Source organism: Chromobacterium sp. CCUG 76385 (assembly GCF_059916625.1).
In genome coordinates, this window is record NZ_JAUCGU010000005.1 from 1 (window position 1) to 21,304 (window position 21,304).

Below are 21,304 nucleotides of genomic sequence, written 5' to 3' on the forward strand. Positions count from 1 at the left end.
CAAGCAGGCGTTGAAACGACTGGGTATCCATCATCACGCTCCTGGTGAGAGGCTTACTTCAGTGTAGTTACCAACTTGTAATTGGGACATAGCCATAATTAGGCAATCATATTGCTGCTATTGGCTTGAGTGCTTACACTCCGGTCAATGCGAACATCGATATTTCTAATCTCAATCAGTTTGTCCCTGGTAGCCTGCGACGCTCATCAGTTGAACCAGGTGGCAAAGTCGGGCGAAGTCAAGCAATTAGCGGCACTGGGGGAGGCTTTGCTATCTGGAACCGGGCAAGCGGCATCGGTTCCGGCAGACAAGGTGAATCCTCAGCCATTGGTTGGCGGCAGCAAGGAAGTGGGGCATCGGAACTTCACTGCCGCCAAGCGTATTCTGCCGAGGCTGTATTCCGGCATGGAGGTCGATTTTTATTGCGGCTGCCGCTATCAGGGCAAGGAAGTGGACTGGGCATCTTGCGGCTATCAGCCACGAAAATCGGAAAGCCGAGCCAGCCGCATCGAATGGGAGCATGTGGTGCCAGCCTGGGTGCTGGGACATCAGCGCCAGTGTTGGCAACAGGGAGGCCGCAAGAATTGCGCCGCAAATGATCCCTTGTTCCAGATGGCGGAGGGCGACCTGAATAATCTGGTGCCGGCGGTGGGGGAGGTCAACGGCGATCGCGCCAACTTCTCCTATGGCGCTTGGGAAATTCATCCGCGCCCGGTGTATGGCCAGTGCCAGTCCATCGTGGACTTCAAGCTCAAGCGCTTTCAGCCGCGCGAGGAGGTCAGGGGAGCGGCGGCGCGGATTACGCTGTACATGCATCAGCGCTATGGCTTGAGCATGAGCCGCCAGGACAAGCAGCTGATGTGCGCCTGGGCGCGCCAATATCCGGTCGATGAGTGGGAGCGCCAGCGCAATAAGCGCATCATGCAATGGCAGGGAGAAGGCAACTTCCTGGTGTCGCAGCCGGAGGAGTTGAACAGGGTGTGTGGTTGATGTTTCTGCTCATGCATAAAAAACCGCCACGGCATGCCGTGGCGGTTTTGACTTTTAGATCGAATCAGGCTTAGAACGCAACCTTCAAGCCCAGGCCGAAGGTTTGCGGGCTGTTGCCGGCAACCAAGCCATTGATGGCATTGTTCGCGAAGTTGGCATTGGCTTTCGCATTGTTGGTGATCTTGGTGTAGTACGCCAGAACCTGAGTGGTTTTGGACAGGTTGTAGGTACCACCCAACAACCATTGTTTGGCCTTGAAATCATCGCCATTGATACCGGTGGCGACGTTCTTCAAGCTGCCCAGCTGGCCGTAACCCAATTTTACGGAAGCTGCGCCAAAGTCCTGACCCAGTGCAATCAGCCAATCATCCTGCTTCAGTTGGCCACCGCCTACTTGATCGTAGGTTGCCCATTCGTAGTAGCCGCCGACATACGTGCCAAAGTCAAACTTGTAGCTGGCGGCAATATTGTACAGGCTGACATTTTTGCCGCTGCTGCCATTGGCATCCGCAGGGGTGTTTTTCGAACCGTCGTAGATCGTATTGGTGTTGGCCTTCACCGCGGTATCGTAACGGCGATCCCAGCCAGTGCTCAGGGTCAGGGCTTCCCAATTGTATGCAAGACCCAGAGACAGGCGCTTGGCATCGACGGAAGATTTGTTGGTATTGTCTTGCAGGCGGTTTTCATCTACGCCCCATGATGCGCCCAATTGGAAGCCCGCCCATTTTGGCGAGTACCAATGAACGGAGTTCTTTACGCGTTCTTCCCCGCGACCGTTGACAGAGGACTTATTGAAGGTGGAAGCGGTGGTATCGGCCAAGATGTCGATGCCCAAAGCTTTGTTGCCACTGCCAGACAGGGTTTTGTAGGCGGAGTCGTATTGGCCGAGCAGGACACGGCCGAAATCAGCGCTTTCTAAGCCAACGAAGGTATTGCGAGTGGCGAAGGTGGCAGATTCGCCCTTGTCGTTGGTGCCGCCTTGCTCGAAGTTGCGCAGGCTGCTTTCCACTTGCCAGATGGCCTTCAGACCATTGCCCAAGTCTTCCGAACCCTTGAAGCCAATGCGGGAGTTGTTATCAGTTACGCGCGAGCGGGAGGTGTAATCCTTGCTGCTATCGCCGTTGCCAGTCGCTTTGGTGGATTCAATGGCACCGCTCATGAAGCCATAGATGGTGACGTCGGCGTGAGCTGCGACCGGAACGATGAACAGCGATGCAACCAATGCTGCCAGATTCTTCTTTTGCATGATGGAACTCCAAGTCAAGTCAGACGGTTCTGCGATGAAGCGTGAAGGTTCGGCATGTCTGTTCACAGATTAGACTGCCGCTTCACAACTTGTCTGAGTTTAACCACAGAATATGACAAAACTGTTTCCAAACTGGCAAAAAGAGTGGCGAGAATACGACGCTTGTTGCGTTTATGCCAAAAACTTGTTCGGGTAGATTTCGTCGATCAGTGTCCGACAATCGACTACGCGCAGGTCATTGTCCTTGGCGAAAGCCATCAGGAATTGGAAGATTTGCGGGTAGATTTTTTCCAGTTTCTTGTCCACGGCCACGCAGCGCACGCCTTCCAGCATCATCGGACGGACGAAGGCATGGTAGGACAGCTTCTGGTTGGTGTCGAAGGAGGCGAGGATGCCGGCCAGGCGTTCGGCCCAGTCGCTGGGGCGAAAGGTGCGGCCCTCGGAGGTGAGGCCTTGGATCACGATTTCGTACGGATTACAGATCATGGCGGTGGGACCAGTATGTTTGCTTTGGGTGTAGCCTGTTTTGTCGTACTTGCTAGGGGATATTGTAGGCGGCGTTATTTGCTAATGCGAAAGTTCCATGATCATACCTGAAAATCATATGCGCTTGAATGGGGGCAGCGAGGCCAGCAGCTTCTTGCCGTAGCTTTGCCGAGTCAGGCGATTGTCCAGGATGGTCACGCGGCCGTAGTCGCGCTCGGTGCGGATCAGGCGGCCGACGGCCTGCACCAGCTTGATCGACGCTTCCGGCACGGTCAGCTCGATGAAGGGGTTGCCGCCGCGCTTTTCTATCCAGCGCGACAGCGTTTTGCCCACCGGATCATCCGGCATGGCGAACGGCAGCTTGGCGATGATGACGTGCACGCAGCTCTCGCCCGGCAAGTCCAGGCCTTCCGAGAAAGAATCCAGGCCGAAGATCACGCTGGCCTGCTGGTTTTGCAGGCGCTGGTGGTGGGTGTCCAGCAGCGTGCGCTTGGGAATGTCGCCCTGAACCAGCAGTTGTGCGCGCAATTCGGCCGGCAGGCCGGCGGCAACATCCTGCATCTGCTTGCGCGAGGAGAACAGCACCAGCGTGCCGACAGCCTGGGAGAGGTCGATCAGCTTAGGCAGCCATTCTATGATCTCGCGGGTGTGGCCGCCCGGGTCTTTGGGGCTGGCCAGCAGCGGCGGCAGATACAGTTCGCCTTGCTCGTCGAAATTGAACGGCGAGTCTAATGCCAGGCAGCTGACTTTGGGCAGCCATTTCAGGCCGGTTTGCGACAGCAAGAGCTCGAAGTCGCCCAGCGAGCGCAGCGTGGCGGAGGTCAGGATGGCGCCGGCGGCGCGGCGCCACAGGGTGGCGGCCAGGCTGGCGGCGGCGCTGACGGGCGACGCGGAGAACAGATAGTCGCCCTTGCCTTCAGAGCGGCGGGTAATCCATTTGGCGATAGGCGGCGCGTTTGCCGGCGTTTCGGTATCGAACAAGTCCCATACCGCCATCAGCTGTTCGGCGCGGCCGATCAGGAAGCCCAGCTCGGTGGCCGTCTTGTCCAGATCGGCGTCGCCGCTCTTGTCCTTGCGCGCTTCGGACAGGGCATTGCCCATATCGTCCAGCTGTTTGCTCAGCGCGCGCGCGGAAATCGCCATATTGGCGGCCGGCGTTTTCAGACGCTCCGGCAGGATGCCGTCTTCAATCAGCCAGGACGGCTCCAGATTGTCGCTGCTGGCGGCGAGCGATTCTTCGCTGCCCAGCAGCCATTGCCACTCGGTCAGCGTTTCCACGCAGGCGGCGGCGGAGTCGATGGCGCTGCTCGCCAGCTCGGCCTTGCCGGTATGCGCTTCGGCATGAACGACGACGGCGCCCACCTTGTCCAGCCAGCCCAACGCTTGGCCCAGCGAATGTTCGGCAGCGAACTGGTTGATGGCTTTCTTGGCCAGATGGTGCGCCTCGTCTATGCAATAGAAGCTTTCCTCGGGGGCGGGCAGGATGACGCCGCCGCCCATGGAGACGTCCGCCAGCATCAAGTCGTGGTTGGCCACCACCACGTCCACGTTTTCCAATGTGTCGCGCGCCAGATAGAACGGGCACTCCACCCGGTTCGGGCAGGCGGTTTTCAGACAGCCGTGGCGGTCATTGGTGACGCGCGCCCACAGGCCGTCTTCCACCACGCTGTCCCAGCTGTCGCGGTCGCCGTTCCATTTGCGCTGATGGAAGGCGTCGGCCATGGCGGTCAGCGCGTCCAGTTCGGCCTGCTCCGGCTTGTGGTCCCACAGCGCCATCATAGGGTCCGGCTGCAGCAGGCTTTGCTGCGCGTGCTGGGCGGTGAGGCCGTACAGGCGGTACGGGCACAGATAGCGGCCGCGGCCCTTTGCCAGGGCGAAGGTCAGCGGCAGGCCGCTGTTTTCCACCACGAAGGGCAGATCGCGGTTGACCAGTTGCTCCTGCAGCGCCACGGTGGCGCTGGTGACCACCAGCTTCTTGCCGCGCGCGCGCGCCATCACGCCGCCGGCCAATAGATAAGCCAGGCTCTTGCCGACGCCGGTCGGGCCCTCGATCACGGTAATGCTTTCGCCCTCGCGCTCCGGCCATTCGTCACCGACTTTCTCTTGCGAGCGCGCCAGCGCATTGGCGATTTCGGCCAGCATGCGGCGTTGCGAGGCGCGCGGGCGGAAGCCCGGCAGGCGGTCGGAAATGGCGCGATAGTGGTCGCGTATGGCGTCTTTTTCGGCATCGGTCAGCATGGCGCAATTGTAACGTATGCGGCCGATGTGCGCCTGCATAATGACGGCGGGCGCAGGATGCGGATAGGATAGGGGAAAACAAAAAACACGCGCATGGCCGGACAGACTCCACACATAACAATGTGCGCGGCAAACACCATCAGGAGAAACCATCATGAAACCCGTTAGCCGCGTGCTCGTGGTCAGCGACGATGTGACTTGGCAAGCCGAAGTGATGGCGGGCCTGGGGGCCGCCGCGGTGCGGCTGGAAAATCCGTTTGGCCTGACTTTCGTCGCCGCCAACGCCACGGCCGAAACCATGGAGCTGCTTGCCCGCGACGGCGAGGTGCAGGTGGCGCTGGTGGACCGGCAGTTGAAGGGCGCCGCCAATGGCGAAGCGGCGGCGCAGCTGGCCAACCGCATCAGCGATTTCCGTCCGGAAATCTCGCTGTATGTCTTCTTGCGGGACGACGACGAGCGAGCGCTGGTGGAGGAATTGGCCAGCCACGCGGTGGACGGCTATTTCTACCGCGACGAGGCCGATTTCAACGGCTGGTTCCGCATTCTGGCGGCTGAGTTGGCGGAAAAGTCCGCTACTCCTTTTTATGACCGGCTCAAGCAGTATGTGCGGATGGCCAAGGATTCCTGGCATACGCCGGGCCATTCCGGCGGCGATTCGCTGAAGGGCAGCCCGTGGGTCGGCGATTTCCACGATTTCGTCGGCGAACATCTGCTGCGCGCGGACTTGTCGGTATCGGTGCCGATGCTGGATTCGCTGTTGCATCCGACCGGCGTCATCGCCGAGGCGCAGATGTTGGCGGCCAAGGCCTTTGGCGCGCGCAAGACCTATTTCGCCACCAACGGCACCTCCACATCCAATAAGGTGATTTTTCAGACGCTGCTGGCACCGGGCGACAAGCTGCTGCTGGATCGCAACTGTCACAAGTCCGTGCATCACGGCGTGATTTTGTCTGGCGCGCGGCCGGTGTATCTGGACTCGTCGATCAACCGGCAGTACGGCATTTTCGGGCCGGTGCCGAAGACGACCATTTTCCAGGCCATAGACGAGAATCCGGATGCGCGGGTGCTGATCCTCACCTCCTGCACCTACGACGGCCTGCGCTACGACCTGAAGCCCATTATCGAGGCCGCGCACGAGAAGGGCATCAAGGTGATCGTGGACGAGGCCTGGTACGGTTTCGCCCGTTTCCATCCTGCCTTCCGCCCCACTGCGCTGGAGTCCGGGGCCGACTATGTCACGCAAAGCACGCACAAGGTGCTGTCGGCGTTCTCGCAAGCCAGCATGATTCACGTAAACGACCCGCGCTTCGACGAACATCTGTTCCGCGAAAACTTCAATATGCACGCGTCCACCAGTCCGCAATACAGCTTGATCGCCAGCCTGGACGTGGCGCGCAAGCAGGCGGTGATGGAAGGCTACCGCCTGCTGGACCGCACCTTGAAGCTGGCGCAGGAGCTGCGCGAGAAGATCAACTCCACCGGCGCCTTCCGCGTGCTGGAACTGAATGATCTATTGCCGGAAGAGATGCGCGAGGACGGCATTCAGCTGGACCCCACCAAGCTGACCGTCGATTTCAGCCGCTCCGGCTTCACCGCCGACGAGCTGCAGCAGGGCTTGTTCGAGCGCTACAACATCCAGGTGGAGAAGTCGACCTTCAGCACCATCACGCTGCTGCTGACCATAGGCACCACCCGCAGCAAGTTGTCCCGGCTGTACGACGCGATGCTGCGGCTGGCTAAGGAAAACCGTCCGCCGCGCGCCTTGGGGCGGATGCCGGAAATTCCGCGCTTCACCCGCCTGGCCTGCCTGCCGCGCGACGCCTTCTACGAGGCGGGGGAGCGTTTGCCGCTGCTGGACGATGACGGACGGCCCAATGCCGCGCTGAGCGGGCGGGTGTGTTGCGACCAGATTGTGCCGTATCCGCCCGGCATTCCGGTGCTGGTGCCGGGGCAGGTGATAGACGACACCATACTGGCTTATCTGGCGCGTTTGCAAAAAACGCAAAAAACCATAGAAATGCATGGTTTGGCCGAAGATGGCGGGGAATTCTACGTGCGGGTGCTGCGGCCGGAGGAGTGGGCGGAGCTGCCGGGGCGCAGCCTGTTCAACTGAGTGCTTGTCAGACAGGGCGATTTCCGATAAATATAACAAATGTCGCATTTCTGTAAAACATGCCTGTGTGCTTATGGGGGTGCGGCATTTGTAAAGTGACTTGAGACCAGCGTGTAGTAATGTGCCGTTGCGCATGAAATCACCTCTTGGTGTTGCACGCGCAACGGCCTCTTTTTTTTGATTGGAGCATCATGACGTCCGTAAGGCATTACCTGCAGTTCAGCGACCTCACTCCCGACGAGTACCACCATCTCTTCGCGCGAAGCCAGGTCCTGAAGCGACGACAAAGCGCCGGCGAGCTGTACCGGCCGCTGGTCGGCAAGGTGATGTCCATGGTGTTCGAAAAGAATTCCACGCGCACCCGCGTCTCGTTCGAGGCCGGCATGGCGCAGCTGGGCGGCCACGCGATGTTTCTGGATACCAAGAGTTCGCAGATCGGCCGCGGCGAGCCTATCGAGGACACCGCGCGCGTGCTGTCCAGGATGAGCGACATCATCATGATCCGCACCTTCGAGCAGGGCCTGGTGGAGCGCTTGGCCGCCCACTCGCGGGTGCCGGTGATCAACGGCCTGACCAATGAGTACCACCCGTGCCAAGTGTTGGCCGACATTTTCACCTATGTCGAGCGGCATGGCTCGATCAAGGGCAAGACCGTGGCCTGGATAGGCGACGGCAACAATGTGTGCCGCACCTGGCTGCAGGCCGCGCGCCTGCTCGGCTTCAAGCTGAAGGTGGCGTCGCCACTGGGTTACGAGCTGACCGCGCTCGATGGCCATCATTACGGCCCTGATGTGCTGGAGCTGACCCAGGACCCCGTGCGCGCCGTGCAGGGCGCGGACATCGTCACCACCGACGTGTTCACCAGCATGGGTTACGAGGCCGAGCAAACGGCGCGGCGCGAGGCTTTTGCCGGCTATCAGGTGACGGCGGCGCTGATGCAGCATGCCAAGCCCAACGCCTTGTTCATGCACTGCCTGCCCGCCCACCGCGGCGAGGAAGTGGCGGCAGAGGTGATAGACGGCCCGCAGAGCGTGGTGTGGGACGAAGCGGAAAACCGCATGCACGTGCAAAAAGCCCTGATCGAATTCCTGCTGTTGGGACGCAACCAGGACTGAGGTCCTCCCTTCGGCGCATAGGCAAACCATTCAGTAGAAAGAGAAGCAATGTCTGACATCAAGAAAGTGGTTTTGGCGTATTCCGGCGGTCTGGATACCTCGGTGATCCTCAAGTGGCTGCAAGACGAGTACCAGTGCGAAGTGGTGACCTTCACCGCCGATATCGGCCAGGGCGAAGAAGTGGAGCCGGCGCGGCAAAAGGCGGTGTCGCTGGGCATCAAGCCGGAGAACATCTTCATCGAGGATCTGCGCGAGGAATTCGTCCGCGACTTCGTGTTCCCGATGTTCCGCGCCAACACCATTTACGAAGGCGAATACCTGCTGGGCACCTCCATCGCCCGTCCGCTGATCGCCAAGCGCCAGATCGAGATCGCCAACCAGGTCGGCGCGGACGCCGTATCGCACGGCGCCACCGGCAAGGGTAACGATCAGGTCCGCTTCGAGCTCGGTTATTACGCGCTGAAGCCCGACGTGAAGGTGATCGCGCCGTGGCGCGAGTGGGATTTGCTGTCGCGCGAGAAGCTGCTGGCTTACGCGGAAACCCACGGCATCGACATCAGCAAGAAGAAGAACGGCGGCAGCCCGTATTCCATGGATGCCAACCTGCTGCATATCTCGTATGAAGGCACGGTGCTGGAAGATCCGGCGCAGGAGCCGGAAGAGGACATGTGGCTGTGGTCGGTCAGCCCGGAAAACGCGCCGGACCAGGCCGAATACGTGGAGCTTGAATACAGCAAGGGCGACATCGTCGCCGTCAACGGCCAGGCGCTGAGCCCGGCCGCGGTGCTGACCGAGTTGAACCGCCTGGGCAACAAGCACGGCATCGGCCGGCTGGACATCGTCGAGAACCGCTACGTGGGCATGAAGTCGCGCGGCTGCTACGAAACCCCGGGCGGCACCATCATGCTGAAGGCGCACCGCGCAATCGAGTCCATCACCCTGGACCGCGAAGTGGCCCACCTGAAAGACGAGCTGATGCCGAAATACGCGCAGCTGATCTACACCGGCTACTGGTGGAGCCCGGAGCGCGCGATGCTGCAGCAGATGATAGACGCCTCGCAAGCCACGGTGAACGGCTGGGTGCGGCTGAAGCTGTACAAGGGCAATGTGATCGTCGTCGGCCGCGAATCGAAAACCGACTCGCTGTTCGACCCGACCATCGCCACCTTCGACGAAGACGGCGGCGCTTACAACCATGCCGACGCGGCCGGCTTCATCCGCCTGAACGCCTTGCGGATGCGCATTGCCGCCAATGCGCGGAACAAGCGTAGCTGATATAATCGGGCTTATACCGTTGGCATGGCGGCCATGCGGCCGCCATTTTTCATAGCCCGCAGAGCAAACCAGGCTTGTGTTTTGTGAAGCGGATAAGGAATGACAAGGTGTCCGAAGAGCAATTCACCGATATTTCGATGGCGGTCTGTCTGACCGGTTTGATTCTGTTCATGGGTTTCATCATCTGGGACCTGGGCAAGAAATCCAAGGCAGGCAAGCTGGGCATGTTCGTGCTGTTTTTGGCGCTCGGCTTTGGCGTGACCGGCTTTATCTTCAAGACCGTGCTGGTGGAATTCTTGTTGAAGAAATAGCCAGACGGCGCGGCGGTTTTTGCCGTCGCGCCGTTCGTTTGCATCGTGCTTATTGTTGAACCTGGCCCAGGTAGTCCATCTTGCCCAGCGGCACGCCGTTATGGCGCAGGATGGCGTAAGCCGCCGTGATGTGGAAATAGAAATTGGGCAGCGCAAAGCCGCACAGATAGTCTTGGCCCTGGAAGCGCAGCTCGTTGCCGCGTACTTTTAGCGTCACTTCGCGGCTTTCGCTGCCGTCCAGCTGCGCCTGGGGGATGCGCTCAATAAAAGCGCGGGTCTGGGCCAGACGATGCTGCAGCTCGTCAAAGCTTTTTTCCTCGTCGGCGTAGCTCGGCACCTCAATGCCGGCCAGCCGGGCGGCGCAGCCCTTGGCGGTGTCGCTGACAATCTGCACCTGGCGCAACAGCGGGAACATGTCCGGCGCCAGCCGCGCCTGCAAAAATACTTCTGGCGCGATGTTGCGCGCGGCGGCGTCCTGCTCCGCCTTGCGCAGGATGGCGGATAGATTGTCCAGCCCGCGCAACAGCACGGGGATGGAGGCTTGGTACACGTTGAACGTCATGCTTGGCTCCTAGTGCGGCCGACGACAGGTCGGCACTGATCAGCGCGCCAGAATCAGGCGCAGTCCCAAAGCGATGAAAATGCTGCCTGCGATGCGGTCCAGCCATTGGCTCGCCTTGCAGCTTCTGGCCAGCCACTGGCCGACATGGCCGGAAAAGTAGCCCAGCGCGCCGAAGATGACGGCGCCCTGCAGCGTGAACACGGTGCCGAGGATGGCGGTCTGCAGGCCGACCGGACCCTGCGCCGGATTGACGAATTGCGGCAGGAAGGCGAGGAAGAACAGCACCACCTTGGGGTTGATGGCGTTGGCGATCAGCCCGCGGCGGAAGGTGGCGGCCAACGAGCTTTGCGGGCCGGTTGCCTGGCCATCGGCGCGGAAGCTGGCGCAGGGGCTGCGGATGGCGCCCCAGCCTAGATAAACCAGATAAGCCCCGCCGGCGATTTTCAGCGCGGTGAAAGCCAGCGGCGACGCGGCGATCAGCGCGCTGATGCCCAGCGCCGCCAGCAGTGTGTGATTCAGGCAACCTAGGGCGCAGCCGAGTCCGAAGGCCATGCCTTGGCGGCGGCCGCGCGAAATGCCCTGGCTCAGGACCATAAGGTTGTCCGGGCCGGGCGAGAGGGTGATCAGCATGGCGGCGGCCAGGAAGGCGGCCAGTTGCGGCAGGGTCACGAGCATGTCTTGTCTTGGGTCATGATGGACTTGAATGCTCCATCACACCACGCGGCGGGGCGGTTTGGCAATGCCCGGCGCGGGTGACAAGCCGGCGGCGCGCTACTAGAATTCTGCTGGTTCCATATGAGGATAGTTTTATGCCGTCTTTTGATGTCGTTTCCGAAGTAAACAAGGTGGAAGTGCGCAATGCGCTGGATCAGGCCAATAAGGAAGTTTCCACCCGATACGATTTCAAGGGCAGCGATGCCCGCATCGAATTCAACGACAAGGAAGTGACGCTGTACGCCGACACCGAATTCCAGTTGGACCAGGTCAACGACATCCTGGTGAACAAGCTGTCCAAGCGCGCCGTCGACGTGCGCAGCCTGGACTATGGCAAGCTGGAAAAGGTATCCGGCAACAAGGTCAAGAAAGTGCTGAAGATCAAGGAAGGCCTGGACAGCGATCTGGCGAAGAAAATCGTCAAGCTGCTGAAGGATTCCAAGATGAAAGTGCAGGCTAGCATTCAGGGCGAGGCGGTGCGTGTGTCCGGCGCCAAGCGCGACGTGCTGCAGGAGGCCATCGCCGTGCTGAAGAAGGATATCGCCAACGATCTGGAAAACGGCGCGCCGCTGCAGTTCAATAACTTCCGCGATTAAGCCCTGATCGGTGCGAGAGCGAAGGAAAAGGAGACCGAGAGGTCTCCTTTTTGCATGATTGGCGCGGCTTAACGCTGCATCGCTCGCCAGGCCTGCAGTTCGCGCCACACCTGGGCGGCGCGTTCTTCTACGCCGGCTGGCGCGGGCGGCAGCGGCAAGCGGCATTCGCCCACGGCCAGGCCTTGGCTGCGCAGCATGGCCTTGACCGACATCGAGAACACCGACTCCTCGGTATTGGCGAAGGCGAAAGAAGGCTGCAGCGCGGCGTTGATGGCGCGGGCGCGGGCCACCTCGCCTTGCTCGAAGGCGGCGATCATGGCGGCGAACTCCGGACCGGTCCAGTGGCTGGACGTGCCGACCACGCCGACGGCGCCGACGGCCAGCAGCGGCAGCGTCAGCGCGTCGTCGCCGGAGTAGAGCTCAAAATGATCGCCGGCCTCGGCCATCAGGCGGGCGGCGGCGGCCGGGTCGCCGGTGGCGTCCTTGAAGGCGACGATATTGTCCACTTCGCGGAATAGCCGGATCAGCACGTCGTGGCCGATGCGGCGGCCGGTGCGGCAGGGCACGTCGTACAGCATCACCGGCAAGCGGGTGGCGGCGGCCAGCGCGCGGAAGTGCGCTTCGATGCCGGCTTGCGGCGGACGGTTGTAATACGGAGAAACCAAAAACACGCCGGCGGCGCCGGCGGCTTCCGCCTTGGCCGTCATCTCCAGCGCGTGCCGGGTGTCGTTGCTGCCGGTGCCGGCCAGCACCGGGATGGTCACGGTTTCGCTGACGGCGCGGATCAGCTCGAAGCGCTCGGCCTCGGAGAGTGTGGGGGCCTCGCCAGTGGTGGCGGCCAGCACCAGGCCGTCGCTGCCGTTGTCGGCCAGGTGGCGCGCCAACTGGCATGCCATGTCCAGATTCAAGCGCCCCGTCGCGTCAAACGGCGTGACCATCGCGGTCAGCACCGGCCCCCAGTATCTTGCCATGTCAGGCCCTTTTTTGTTTTGTCTGAAGATAGGCGGAAATGATACTCTTCGGGCGCGTGGCCGCAAACCCGAGGGCTTACCAGAGGGCCGAGTCCAGTTCCTTGATGCGCTGTTCGGTGCGCTCTATCTTGCAACCCAGATAGACGGCATTGCGTATGGTGCCGGCTATGTAGATCTGGTACTTGGCGTCGCAGTCCGCGTCGCGGAAGGCTATCCATTTGCGCTGGGCCTGCGCCAGCAAGGAGGCGGGCTTGTCCTTGTCCGCCGCCGCGCTGTTATCGTTCTGGCGCAGCTTTTGCAGCAATTCCTGGTAACGCAGGTTCAACCGCTTGTCCGCGCTTTCAAACTGCTTTTGCATGCAGTCGTTGATCTCAAGCGTCGTCATGGCGTTTTTGCAGCTGTCGTCCGCGGCCAGCGCGACGTGGCTGGCCGCGAGCAGCGTCAGCGACAGAAACAGGGCGGGCTTCATGGCAGTTCTCCTCGAGTGGGAGCGGCGATTATAGCCCGCGGTTCGAAGCGGCGAGCCCGGCCTATGGCTCAGGCGCGGCGCGGCAGGCTCCATGGCAGACGCAGCCGCTCCGTCGGCAATGTGCCCAGCGCCGCGCCGGCCACGATCATGGCGATGGCGATGGCGGCGCTGCCATTGAGCGCAGCCTGGCCGGATGCCACCAACAGCAGCGTGGACAGCAGCGGCGTGGTGTTGCCCAGCGCGCCGGTCTGGCGCGGGTCGCCCAGCTGCATGGCGCGGTTCCAGCACAGGAAGGCGGCGCCCATGGGCAGCAAGCCCAGCACCCCGATGATCAGCCACTGCGTGGCGGTGGGGTGGGCGGCCGGCTCGGTGGCGAAATGCAAGCCCAGGGCCAGCATGCCGGAGGCCAGGCAGAAGCCGCCGACGGCGTTGTCGGAGCTGGCCGGCAGGCGGCGGGTGAACAGGCTGTAGGTGGCCCACACCACGGCGGCGCCCAGCGCCATCAAATAACCGGGCAGGGCACCCATAGACAGTGACAACTTGCCGCCGGTGACGATCAGCGCCGCGCCGGCAAAGCCGATCAGGCTGCCTAGGATGTGATTGACGCCGAGGCGGGTGCCCGGCAGCAGCAGCGGCGACAGCAGCACCATCAGCAGCGGCCAGACGTAGCTGAGCACGGTGGCTTCCATCACCGGCGCCAGGCGGTAGGCGTTGAACAGGAAAAAGTAGAAACCGAAGATGCCGTACACGCCGTTGGCGAACACTTTCAGCGGCACTTTCCAATCTCCGGCGCGGCGCACGGTCAGCAAGCTGCCCAGGATCAGGCCCACGCCGGCGACGAAGAAGGGCGGCAAGCTGTGAGTGAGCGCGCTGAGCGTGGCTACGGAGGCCCACATGGCGATGGCGGCGAACGCGTAGAGCATCGGCTTGTTCATGATTGTCATCCAGCGAAATTATTTTATATGGAGATATTTTACGCGGAACGACATCATGTAAACCAGTTGTTACATCAAGCGGACAACATTTCCTTCTGCGGGGCCATAACGGCAAGCATTGACGATACCTTGCGTCTAGTAGGGGAAATGGATTGTGTCTGGCCTGTCGCTTCTATCGGCCCGCTTTTGGGCTGGGCGGCTGATGGGCATGCAAAGCCATTCGCGTCATGTTCGGGCGGCGCGCTTGCGCGCATTGCGCGCTGGACACAGCCGCTTCCAGGCAGCCGGATTGATCTGTGTCAGGCACTGGCCATTCGGGCTGGCGGCACGCTTGCGGCCGGTGAATAGGTCTACTGTATTGAAGCATGGGTTGCGCGCGATCCGGCGTCGCAGCCGCCAATGATGCGGGAGACAGGCCATGAGCAGCATGAAGGCAACGGTATTCGTCGCGCCAGGCAGGATAGAACTGCGGGAAAAAGCGATTCCTGCGGTCGGTCCTGGCGATGCCTTGGTGAAGATCACTACCACCACCATTTGCGGCACCGATGTGCACATTCTGAAAGGCGAGTATCCGGTGGCGTCCGGCTTGACCATAGGCCATGAGCCGGTGGGCGTGATCGAGAAACTGGGCGCCAACGTCAAGGGTTATCGAGAAGGGCAGCGGGTGATCGCGGGAGCGATTTGCCCCAGCTTCACCTCCTATGGCTGCCAGGACGGCCATCCGGCGCAGGACGGCGGTTGCGAATGCCATGGCTACAAGCCCATGGGCGGCTGGCGCTTCGGCAACACCATAGACGGCACCCAGGCCGAGTACGTGCTGGTGCCGGACGCTCAGGCGAATCTGGCGCCGATTCCAGACGGGCTCAGCGACGAGCAGGTGCTGATGTGTCCCGACATCATGTCCACCGGTTTTGCCGGGGCGGAGGCGGCCAATATCCAGATTGGCGACATCGTGGTGGTGTTCGCGCAGGGGCCGATAGGCTTGTGCGCGGTGGCAGGCGCGCGTTTGCGCGGCGCGTCTTGCATCATCGCGGTGGATGGCCTGGATGAGCGGCTGGGCATATCGCGCCAGTTGGGCGCGGATGTGACGCTGAATTTCCGCCAGGTGGACGTGGTCTCGGAAATCATGAAGCTGACTGGCGGCCGCGGCGTGGACGCGTCGATCGAAGCCCTGGGCACCCAGGGTACCTTCGAGTCGGCGCTGCGCGTGCTAAAGCCGGGCGGCACCTTGTCCAGCCTGGGGGTTTACTCCACCGATCTGAAGATTCCGCTGGACGCGTTCAATGCCGGCCTGGGCGACAAAAAGATCGTGTCCTCGCTATGCCCCGGCGGCAAGGAGCGCATGCGGCGGCTGATGAATGCGCTGGAGAGCCAGCGTCTGGACCTGTCGCCGCTGGTCACGCATCGTTACAAGCTGGACCAGATCGTCGAGGCCTACGATCTGTTCTCCCATCAGCGCGACGGCGTGCTGAAGGTGGCGATCAAGCCGTAAAAGCCGGCTCTTGCTCCAGCAGCTCCACGCCATCGGTCTCCGACAGGGTCAGATACACGGTGGCCTGCAGCGCTTCCACCGCGTGCGGAACATGGGCGTCGATGAACAGGTGGTCGCCCTTGTTCAGCACATGCTCGCCCACTTTCAGCTTGCCGGCGGTTACGAACACCTGTTCCGTGCCTGGGTGCTGGTGCAAGGGCAGCTTCGCCCCTTTGGCCAGCTTCAGCAACGCCGACCCGCCTCCGTCTGGATTTCTGCGCAACCAGACGAAATCTGCGCCGGGATAGGGGGTGGGGCTCCAGTGCCAGTCGGATGAAGACGTCAGGATGGGGGCGGTATTGTCCATGGGCTTGGTTTTCCGGGTGATGACAGGGCGGGCATGACGCGTCGGCGGGCCGGATGATGCCGGGATGCGCACGGCTCGCGTGAATGCCTGGCGGCATTATCTCATGGATGGCGCCGGAAATTGTCAGCGGCAGGCCGGGCGGACAGGGGAAAGAGAAAAAGGGATGCCTTGGCATCCCTTTTTCGGTGGCTTGTGTTTAGAGTCGCGAACGAAAACTCATTAGAGAACCTGAGCCAAGGCGCGCCGACGCAGACAGTACAAGTCATACGGCAAGTAGGCGCAACGCAGGATCAGGGGTTTTGTTCGCGGTTCTTATACCGTGTCCGCGGGCACGCGAACCCAGCCCTCCATCAAGACGCGGGCGCTGCGGCTCATGATGGCCTTGGTCACGGTCCATTCGCCATTCACCAATTTGGCTTCCGCCCCCACGCGCAGGGTGCCGGACGGGTGGCCGAAACGGACGGCCTGGCGTTTGCAGCCGCCTGCGGCCAGATTCACCAGGGTGCCGGGCACGGCGGCGGCGGTGCCGATGGCTACGGCGGCGGTGCCCATCATCGCGTGATGCAGCTTGCCCATGGACATGGCGCGCGCCAGCACGTCGATGTCCGTGGCTTTGACCCGCTTGCCGCTGGATGCGGTGTAGTCGGCCGGCGGCGCCACGAAGGCGATCTTGGGCGTGTGCTGGCGGCTGGCGATCTGGTCCAGGTTCTCGATCAGCCCCATCTTCAGCGCGCCGTAGGCGCGTATGGTTTCAAAACGCGTCAGCGCGGCGGGGTCGGCATTGATGGCATCCTGCAGCTCAGTGCCGGTATAGCCGATGTCGGCCGCATTGACGAAGATGGTGGGGATGCCGGCATTGATCAGCGTGGCCGGAAAGCTGCCCACGCCGGGCACATCCAGCTGGTCCACCAGCTTGCCGGTGGGGAACATGGCCCCGCCTTCGCCTTCCCCTTCGTCGGCGGGGTCGAGAAATTCCAGTTGCACTTCGGCGGCGGGGAAGGTCACGCCATCGAGTTCAAAGTTGCCGGTTTCCTGCACCTGGCCGCGGGTGATCGGCACATGAGCGATGATGGTCTTCCCGATATTGGCCTGCCAGATGCGTACGGTGCAGAAGCCGTTGTCGGGAATGCGCGCCGGGTCGATCAGGCCGCAGGCAATCGCAAACGGCCCGACCGCGGCGGACAGGTTGCCGCAGTTGCCGGTCCAGTCGACAAAGGCTTGGTCGATGCTGACCTGGCCGAACAGATAATCGACATCGTGATCTTGCCGCGTCGACTTGGACACGATGACGGTTTTGCTGGTGCTGGACGTGGCGCCGCCCATGCCGTCTATCTGCTTGCCGTAAGGGTCCGGGCTGCCGATGACGCGCAGCAGCAGTCTGTCGCGCGCCGCGCCGGGCTGGCGGGCGGCTTCCGGCAGGTCTTGCAGCCGGAAGAATACGCCCTTGCTGGTGCCGCCGCGCATATAGGTGGCGGGGATGCGGATTTGTTTGGAGTCAGTCATGTATTTATCCTGTTGTATCCGCTGTCAGACGCGCGCCGCTTCCAGAAAATCCTGCGCGAAGCGCTGCAGCACGCCGCCGGCCTCGTAAATCGACACTTCTTCCGCCGTATCCAGCCTACAGGTCACGGCCACCTGCGTGGTTTCGCCATTTTTGCGATGGATGAGCAGCGTCAGGTCGGCGCGCGGCCGGCGCTGGCCGATCACATCGTAGGTTTCGGTGCCGTCCAGGCCCAGCGTTTTGCGGTTGACGCCGGGTTTGAATTCCAGCGGCAGCACGCCCATTCCAATCAAGTTGGTCCGGTGGATGCGCTCGAAGCCCTCCGCGACGATGGCTTCGACGCCGGCCAGCCGCACGCCCTTTGCCGCCCAGTCGCGAGAGCTGCCCTGGCCGTAGTCGGCGCCGGCGATGATGATCAGCGGCTGTTTGCGCGCCATATAGGTTTCGATGGCCTCCCACATCCGCATGACTTTGCCTTCCGGCTCCACCCGAGCCAGCGAGCCTTTCTTCACCTCGCCGTCCACCACGGCCATTTCGTTGACCAACTGCGGGTTGGCGAAGGTGGCGCGCTGCGCCGTCAGGTGGTCGCCGCGGTGGGTGGCGTAGGAGTTGAAGTCTTCTTCCGGCAGGCCCATCTTGGCCAGGTATTCGCCGGCGGCGGAGCTGGCCAGGATGGCGTTGGACGGCGACAGGTGGTCGGTGGTGATGTTGTCCGGCAGCAAGGCCAGCGGACGCATGCCCTTCAGCGTGCGCGCGCCGGCCAGCGCGCCTTCCCAGTATGGCGGGCGGCGGATATACGTGCTTTGCGGCCGCCAGGCGTACAGCGGGCTGACCTTCTCGCTGCTGTCCTGGCGGATGGCGAACATCGGCTCGTAGACCTGGCGGAATTGTTCCGGTTTGACAGCCTGCTTCAGCACGGCGTCGATTTCTTCGTCGCTGGGCCAAATGTCTTTCAGACGGATTTCCTTGCCGTCTACTACGCCCAATACGTCTTTTTCGATGTCGAAGCGCATGGTGCCGGCGATGGCGTAGGCGATCACCAGCGGCGGCGAGGCGAGGAAGGCCTGTTTGGCGTAGGGGTGGATGCGGCCGTCGAAGTTGCGGTTGCCGGACAGCACCGCTGTGGCGTACAGATCGCGGTCTATGATTTCCTGCTGGATTTTCGGGTCCAGCGCGCCGGACATGCCGTTGCAGGTGGTGCAGGCGAAGGCGACGATGCCGAAGCCCAGCTTCTCCAGCTCGGACAGCAGGCCGGCTTCCTTCAGGTACAGCTCCACGGCCTTGGAGCCGGGGGCCAGGGAGGACTTGACCCACGGTTTGCGCGCCAGGCCCAGCCGGTTGGCGTTGCGCGCCAACAGGCCGGCGGCGATCACATTGCGCGGGTTGCTGGTGTTGGTGCAGCTGGTGATGGCGGCGATGATGACCGCGCCGTCCGGCAGCAGGCCCCGCGCTTCCTGCGCGCGGGCTTCGGCGAGGTTGGCGGCGATGCCGCGCTCGGCCAGGTCGGCTACTGGCAGCCGTTTGTGCGGATTCGACGGGCCGGCCAGAGTGCGGGTGACGGTGGAGAGATCAAACTTCAACACGCGCTCGTATTTGGCGGTTTTGAGGCTGTCCGCCCACAAGCCGGCGGCCTTGGCGTAGGTTTCCACCAGCTTGACCTGCTCGTCGCTGCGGCCGGTCAATTTCAGGTAATCGATCGTCTGCTGGTCGATGAAGAACAGCGCGGCCGTGGCGCCGTACTCCGGGGCCATGTTCGAGATGGTGGCGCGGTCGCCCAGCGTCAGCGCGGCCGCGCCTTCGCCGTAAAATTCCAGATACGCGCCGACGACTTTTTGCTGGCGCAGGAATTCGGTCAGCGCCAGCACCACGTCGGTGGCGGTGATGCCGGGGCCGGGTTTGCCGGAGAGCTCCACGCCGACGATGTCAGGCAGCCGCATCCACGAGGCGCGGCCCAGCATCACGTTCTCGGCTTCCAGGCCGCCGACGCCGACGGCGATCACGCCCAGCGCGTCCACGTGCGGCGTGTGGCTGTCGGTGCCGACGCAGGTGTCGGGGTAGGCGACGCCGTGGTCGTTGTGGATCACCGGGCTCATCTTCTCCAGATTGATCTGGTGCATGATGCCGTTGCCGGCCGGGATCACGTCGACATTGTCGAAAGCGGACTTGGTCCAGTCTATGAAGTGGAAGCGGTCTTCGTTGCGGCGGTCTTCGATGGCGCGGTTCTTCTGGAACGCGTCTGGGTCGAAGCCGCCGCATTCCACCGCCAGCGAGTGGTCGACGATCAATTGCACCGGCACCACCGGGTTGACCTGGGCCGGGTCGCCGCCCTGGTCGGCGATGGCGTCGCGTAGGCCGGCCAGGTCCACCAGCGCGGTCTGGCCGAGGATGTCGTGGCAGACCACGCGCGCGGGGAACCACGGAAAGTCGCGCTCGCGCTTGCGATGGACGATCTGTTCCAGGCATTCGGCCAGCATGGCCGGATCGCAGCGGCGGACCAGGTTCTCTGCGTGGATGCGGCCGGTATAGGGCAGTTTGTCCCAGGCGCCGGGCTGGATGGCTTCCACTGCGGCGCGGGCGTCGAAATAGTCTAGCCCGGTGCCGGGCAGGGCAGTGCGGTAGGCGGTGTTCATTTAAATCCCACAAGTCAATCCAGTTAGCCGCGAAACCCACGAAATCCACAAAAGCGCCACGCCACGCGCTGCGTTTTCGCAGCCTAGGCATTTGGAAATGCGTCTTCGTCTTTTTCGTGGGGTTCGTGGCGAGAGGCTCAGCGTTTTTCCAGCGGCACGAAGACCTGATCTTCCGGCCCGACGTAATTGGCCGACGGACGGATGATCTTGCCGTCCTGGCGTTGTTCGATCACATGGGCCGCCCAACCGCTGGTGCGGGAGATCACGAACAGCGGGGTGAACATGGCGGTGGGCACGCCCATCGCGTGGTAGCTGACGGCCGAGAACCAGTCCAGGTTCGGGAACATCTTCTTGACGTCCCACATCACGCTTTCCAGGCGCTCGGCGATATCGAACATCTTCATATCGCTATTGCTCTTGGACAACTGGCGCGCCACTTCCTTGATGACCTTGTTGCGCGGATCGGAAATCGTATAAACGGGGTGGCCGAAGCCGATCACCACTTCTTTCTTCTCGACGCGGGCGCGGATGTCGGCTTCCGCTTCGTCCGGATTTTCATAGCGCTGTTGAATTTCGAACGCCACCTCGTTGGCGCCGCCGTGTTTGGGGCCGCGCAGCGCGCCGATGGCGCCGGTGATGGCGCTGTACATGTCGGAGCCGGTGCCGGCGATGACGCGGGCGGTGAAGGTGGAGGCGTTGAATTCATGTTCGGCGTAGAGGTTCAGCGAGGTGTGCATCGCGCGCACCCACTCGTAGGACGGTTTGGCGCCGTGCAGCAGGTGCAGGAAGTGGCCGCCTATGCTGTCGTCGTCGGTTTCCACCTCGATGCGCTTGCCGTTGTGGCTGTAGTGATACCAGTAGAGCAGGATGGAGCCGAAAGAGGCCATCAGGCGGTCGGCGATGTCGCGCGCGCCGGCCAGGTTGTGGTCGTCCTTCTCCGGCAGCGCGCAACCCAGCGCCGAGGCGCCGCTGCGCATCACGTCCATCGGATGGGCGCTGGCCGGCAGCGCTTCCAGCACGGCCTTGACCGAGGCGGGCAGGCCGCGCAGCGACTTCAGCTTCTTCTTGTAGCCGGCGAGCTCGGCCTTGTTCGGCAGCTTGCCGTGCACCAGCAGGTAGGCCACTTCCTCGAATTCGCAATGGCCGGCGATGTCCAGAATGTCGTAGCCGCGATAGTGCAGGTCGTTTCCGCTGCGGCCTACGGTGCACAGCGCGGTATTGCCGGCGGCTACGCCGGACAGCGCCACGGATTTCTTCGGTTTGCCGGTGAGTACCACTTCAGTCATGCCACTTCTCCTTTGTCAGACTTGGGGC

General features: G+C 62.2%; 18 protein-coding genes and 1 pseudogene. 7 read left to right on the forward strand and 12 right to left on the reverse strand.

The window, feature by feature from the left end; genetic code table 11:
• Positions 1 to 312 precede the first annotated feature (312 nt).
• Positions 313 to 990, forward strand: coding sequence for an endonuclease (locus QUG01_RS05325; RefSeq protein ID WP_500829216.1), 678 nt, complete (start codon positions 313 to 315; stop codon positions 988 to 990).
• Between the two features lie 70 nt (positions 991 to 1,060).
• Here QUG01_RS05325 and QUG01_RS05330 read toward each other — a convergent pair whose 3' ends face one another.
• The 3 genes and pseudogenes from QUG01_RS05330 to dinG all read right to left on the reverse strand — a co-directional run bounded on the left by QUG01_RS05330 (position 1,061) and on the right by dinG (position 4,960).
• Positions 1,061 to 2,236: a porin gene (locus QUG01_RS05330; RefSeq protein WP_500829217.1), complete on the reverse strand. Its 1,176-nt coding sequence runs from the start codon at positions 2,234 to 2,236 to the stop codon at positions 1,061 to 1,063.
• A gap of 198 nt (positions 2,237 to 2,434) precedes the next feature.
• Positions 2,435 to 2,722 (reverse strand): annotated as a pseudogene (locus QUG01_RS05335) (DUF3579 domain-containing protein); the annotation flags it as partial.
• Positions 2,723 to 2,836: 114 nt separating this feature from the next.
• Positions 2,837 to 4,960 carry an ATP-dependent DNA helicase DinG gene (gene dinG / locus QUG01_RS05340; RefSeq protein WP_500829218.1) on the reverse strand — a complete coding sequence of 708 codons (2,124 nt, stop codon included), beginning with the start codon at positions 4,958 to 4,960 and terminating at the stop codon, positions 2,837 to 2,839.
• Between the two features lie 154 nt (positions 4,961 to 5,114).
• On the opposite strand from dinG, the gene QUG01_RS05345 reads away from it, so the two are divergent.
• The 4 genes from QUG01_RS05345 to QUG01_RS05360 all read left to right on the forward strand — a co-directional run bounded on the left by QUG01_RS05345 (position 5,115) and on the right by QUG01_RS05360 (position 9,774).
• Positions 5,115 to 7,073, forward strand: a complete 1,959-nt coding sequence (locus QUG01_RS05345) for an aminotransferase class I/II-fold pyridoxal phosphate-dependent enzyme (protein WP_500829219.1) — start codon at positions 5,115 to 5,117, stop codon at positions 7,071 to 7,073.
• Between the two features lie 191 nt (positions 7,074 to 7,264).
• Positions 7,265 to 8,188: an ornithine carbamoyltransferase gene (gene argF / locus QUG01_RS05350; RefSeq protein WP_500829220.1), complete on the forward strand. Its 924-nt coding sequence runs from the start codon at positions 7,265 to 7,267 to the stop codon at positions 8,186 to 8,188.
• A gap of 48 nt (positions 8,189 to 8,236) precedes the next feature.
• Entirely contained in the window at positions 8,237 to 9,463 is a 1,227-nt protein-coding gene (locus QUG01_RS05355; RefSeq protein WP_500829221.1) for an argininosuccinate synthase, read from the forward strand.
• Between the two features lie 107 nt (positions 9,464 to 9,570).
• Positions 9,571 to 9,774: a DUF2788 domain-containing protein gene (locus QUG01_RS05360; protein WP_103320319.1), complete on the forward strand. Its 204-nt coding sequence runs from the start codon at positions 9,571 to 9,573 to the stop codon at positions 9,772 to 9,774.
• Positions 9,775 to 9,823: 49 nt separating this feature from the next.
• Here QUG01_RS05360 and QUG01_RS05365 read toward each other — a convergent pair whose 3' ends face one another.
• Positions 9,824 to 10,336, reverse strand: a complete 513-nt coding sequence (locus tag QUG01_RS05365; RefSeq protein ID WP_500829222.1) for a DUF1993 domain-containing protein — start codon at positions 10,334 to 10,336, stop codon at positions 9,824 to 9,826.
• A 39-nt stretch (positions 10,337 to 10,375) separates the two neighbouring features.
• Entirely contained in the window at positions 10,376 to 11,011 is a 636-nt protein-coding gene (locus tag QUG01_RS05370; RefSeq protein WP_500829223.1) for a LysE family translocator, read from the reverse strand.
• Positions 11,012 to 11,145: 134 nt separating this feature from the next.
• On the opposite strand from QUG01_RS05370, the gene QUG01_RS05375 reads away from it, so the two are divergent.
• The gene (locus QUG01_RS05375) at positions 11,146 to 11,646 is read left to right on the forward strand and encodes a YajQ family cyclic di-GMP-binding protein (RefSeq protein WP_500829224.1); all 501 of its coding nucleotides are present in this window, start codon (positions 11,146 to 11,148) and stop codon (positions 11,644 to 11,646) included.
• 68 nt (positions 11,647 to 11,714) lie between these two features.
• Here the strand turns inward: QUG01_RS05375 and dapA are convergent, their stop codons facing one another.
• From dapA to QUG01_RS05390, 3 genes are all read right to left on the reverse strand, one after another.
• The gene (gene dapA, locus QUG01_RS05380) at positions 11,715 to 12,617 is read right to left on the reverse strand and encodes a 4-hydroxy-tetrahydrodipicolinate synthase (RefSeq protein ID WP_500829225.1); all 903 of its coding nucleotides are present in this window, start codon (positions 12,615 to 12,617) and stop codon (positions 11,715 to 11,717) included.
• Positions 12,618 to 12,693: 76 nt separating this feature from the next.
• Positions 12,694 to 13,086: a lysozyme inhibitor LprI family protein gene (locus QUG01_RS05385; RefSeq protein ID WP_500829226.1), complete on the reverse strand. Its 393-nt coding sequence runs from the start codon at positions 13,084 to 13,086 to the stop codon at positions 12,694 to 12,696.
• A gap of 68 nt (positions 13,087 to 13,154) precedes the next feature.
• Positions 13,155 to 14,021: a DMT family transporter gene (locus QUG01_RS05390; protein ID WP_500829227.1), complete on the reverse strand. Its 867-nt coding sequence runs from the start codon at positions 14,019 to 14,021 to the stop codon at positions 13,155 to 13,157.
• Positions 14,022 to 14,439: 418 nt separating this feature from the next.
• Here QUG01_RS05390 and QUG01_RS05395 point away from each other — a divergent pair, with 418 nt between their 5' ends.
• A complete protein-coding gene (locus tag QUG01_RS05395) occupies positions 14,440 to 15,513 on the forward strand; it encodes an NAD(P)-dependent alcohol dehydrogenase (RefSeq protein WP_500829228.1) in 1,074 nt (357 codons plus the stop codon).
• Here the strand turns inward: QUG01_RS05395 and QUG01_RS05400 are convergent.
• From QUG01_RS05400 to prpC, 4 genes are all read right to left on the reverse strand, one after another.
• Positions 15,503 to 15,859: a cupin domain-containing protein gene (locus QUG01_RS05400; protein WP_500829229.1), complete on the reverse strand. Its 357-nt coding sequence runs from the start codon at positions 15,857 to 15,859 to the stop codon at positions 15,503 to 15,505. The genes QUG01_RS05395 and QUG01_RS05400 overlap by 11 nt on opposite strands.
• A gap of 312 nt (positions 15,860 to 16,171) precedes the next feature.
• Positions 16,172 to 17,362, reverse strand: coding sequence for a 2-methylaconitate cis-trans isomerase PrpF (prpF, locus tag QUG01_RS05405; protein ID WP_500829230.1), 1,191 nt, complete (start codon positions 17,360 to 17,362; stop codon positions 16,172 to 16,174).
• A 24-nt stretch (positions 17,363 to 17,386) separates the two neighbouring features.
• Entirely contained in the window at positions 17,387 to 19,990 is a 2,604-nt protein-coding gene (gene acnD, locus QUG01_RS05410; protein ID WP_500829231.1) for a Fe/S-dependent 2-methylisocitrate dehydratase AcnD, read from the reverse strand.
• Between the two features lie 137 nt (positions 19,991 to 20,127).
• Positions 20,128 to 21,276, reverse strand: a complete 1,149-nt coding sequence (gene prpC, locus QUG01_RS05415; RefSeq protein ID WP_500829232.1) for a bifunctional 2-methylcitrate synthase/citrate synthase — start codon at positions 21,274 to 21,276, stop codon at positions 20,128 to 20,130.
• Positions 21,277 to 21,304: the final 28 nt, after the last annotated feature.

Bases quoted from the DNA above. Each gene is read 5' to 3' on its own strand.
- QUG01_RS05330 (WP_500829217.1), bottom strand. From the start codon at position 2,236: ATGCAAAAGAAGAATCTGGCAGCATTGGTTGCATCGCTGTTCATCGTT.
- dinG (WP_500829218.1), bottom strand. From the start codon at position 4,960: ATGCTGACCGATGCCGAAAAAGACGCCATACGCGACCACTATCGCGCC.
- QUG01_RS05345 (WP_500829219.1), top strand. From the start codon at position 5,115: ATGAAACCCGTTAGCCGCGTGCTCGTGGTCAGCGACGATGTGACTTGG.
- argF (WP_500829220.1), top strand. From the start codon at position 7,265: ATGACGTCCGTAAGGCATTACCTGCAGTTCAGCGACCTCACTCCCGAC.
- QUG01_RS05355 (WP_500829221.1), top strand. From the start codon at position 8,237: ATGTCTGACATCAAGAAAGTGGTTTTGGCGTATTCCGGCGGTCTGGAT.
- QUG01_RS05365 (WP_500829222.1), bottom strand. From the start codon at position 10,336: ATGACGTTCAACGTGTACCAAGCCTCCATCCCCGTGCTGTTGCGCGGG.
- QUG01_RS05370 (WP_500829223.1), bottom strand. From the start codon at position 11,011: ATGCTCGTGACCCTGCCGCAACTGGCCGCCTTCCTGGCCGCCGCCATG.
- QUG01_RS05375 (WP_500829224.1), top strand. From the start codon at position 11,146: ATGCCGTCTTTTGATGTCGTTTCCGAAGTAAACAAGGTGGAAGTGCGC.
- dapA (WP_500829225.1), bottom strand. From the start codon at position 12,617: ATGGCAAGATACTGGGGGCCGGTGCTGACCGCGATGGTCACGCCGTTT.
- QUG01_RS05385 (WP_500829226.1), bottom strand. From the start codon at position 13,086: ATGAAGCCCGCCCTGTTTCTGTCGCTGACGCTGCTCGCGGCCAGCCAC.
- QUG01_RS05390 (WP_500829227.1), bottom strand. From the start codon at position 14,021: ATGAACAAGCCGATGCTCTACGCGTTCGCCGCCATCGCCATGTGGGCC.
- QUG01_RS05395 (WP_500829228.1), top strand. From the start codon at position 14,440: ATGAGCAGCATGAAGGCAACGGTATTCGTCGCGCCAGGCAGGATAGAA.
- QUG01_RS05400 (WP_500829229.1), bottom strand. From the start codon at position 15,859: ATGGACAATACCGCCCCCATCCTGACGTCTTCATCCGACTGGCACTGG.
- prpF (WP_500829230.1), bottom strand. From the start codon at position 17,362: ATGACTGACTCCAAACAAATCCGCATCCCCGCCACCTATATGCGCGGC.
- acnD (WP_500829231.1), bottom strand. From the start codon at position 19,990: ATGAACACCGCCTACCGCACTGCCCTGCCCGGCACCGGGCTAGACTAT.
- prpC (WP_500829232.1), bottom strand. From the start codon at position 21,276: ATGACTGAAGTGGTACTCACCGGCAAACCGAAGAAATCCGTGGCGCTG.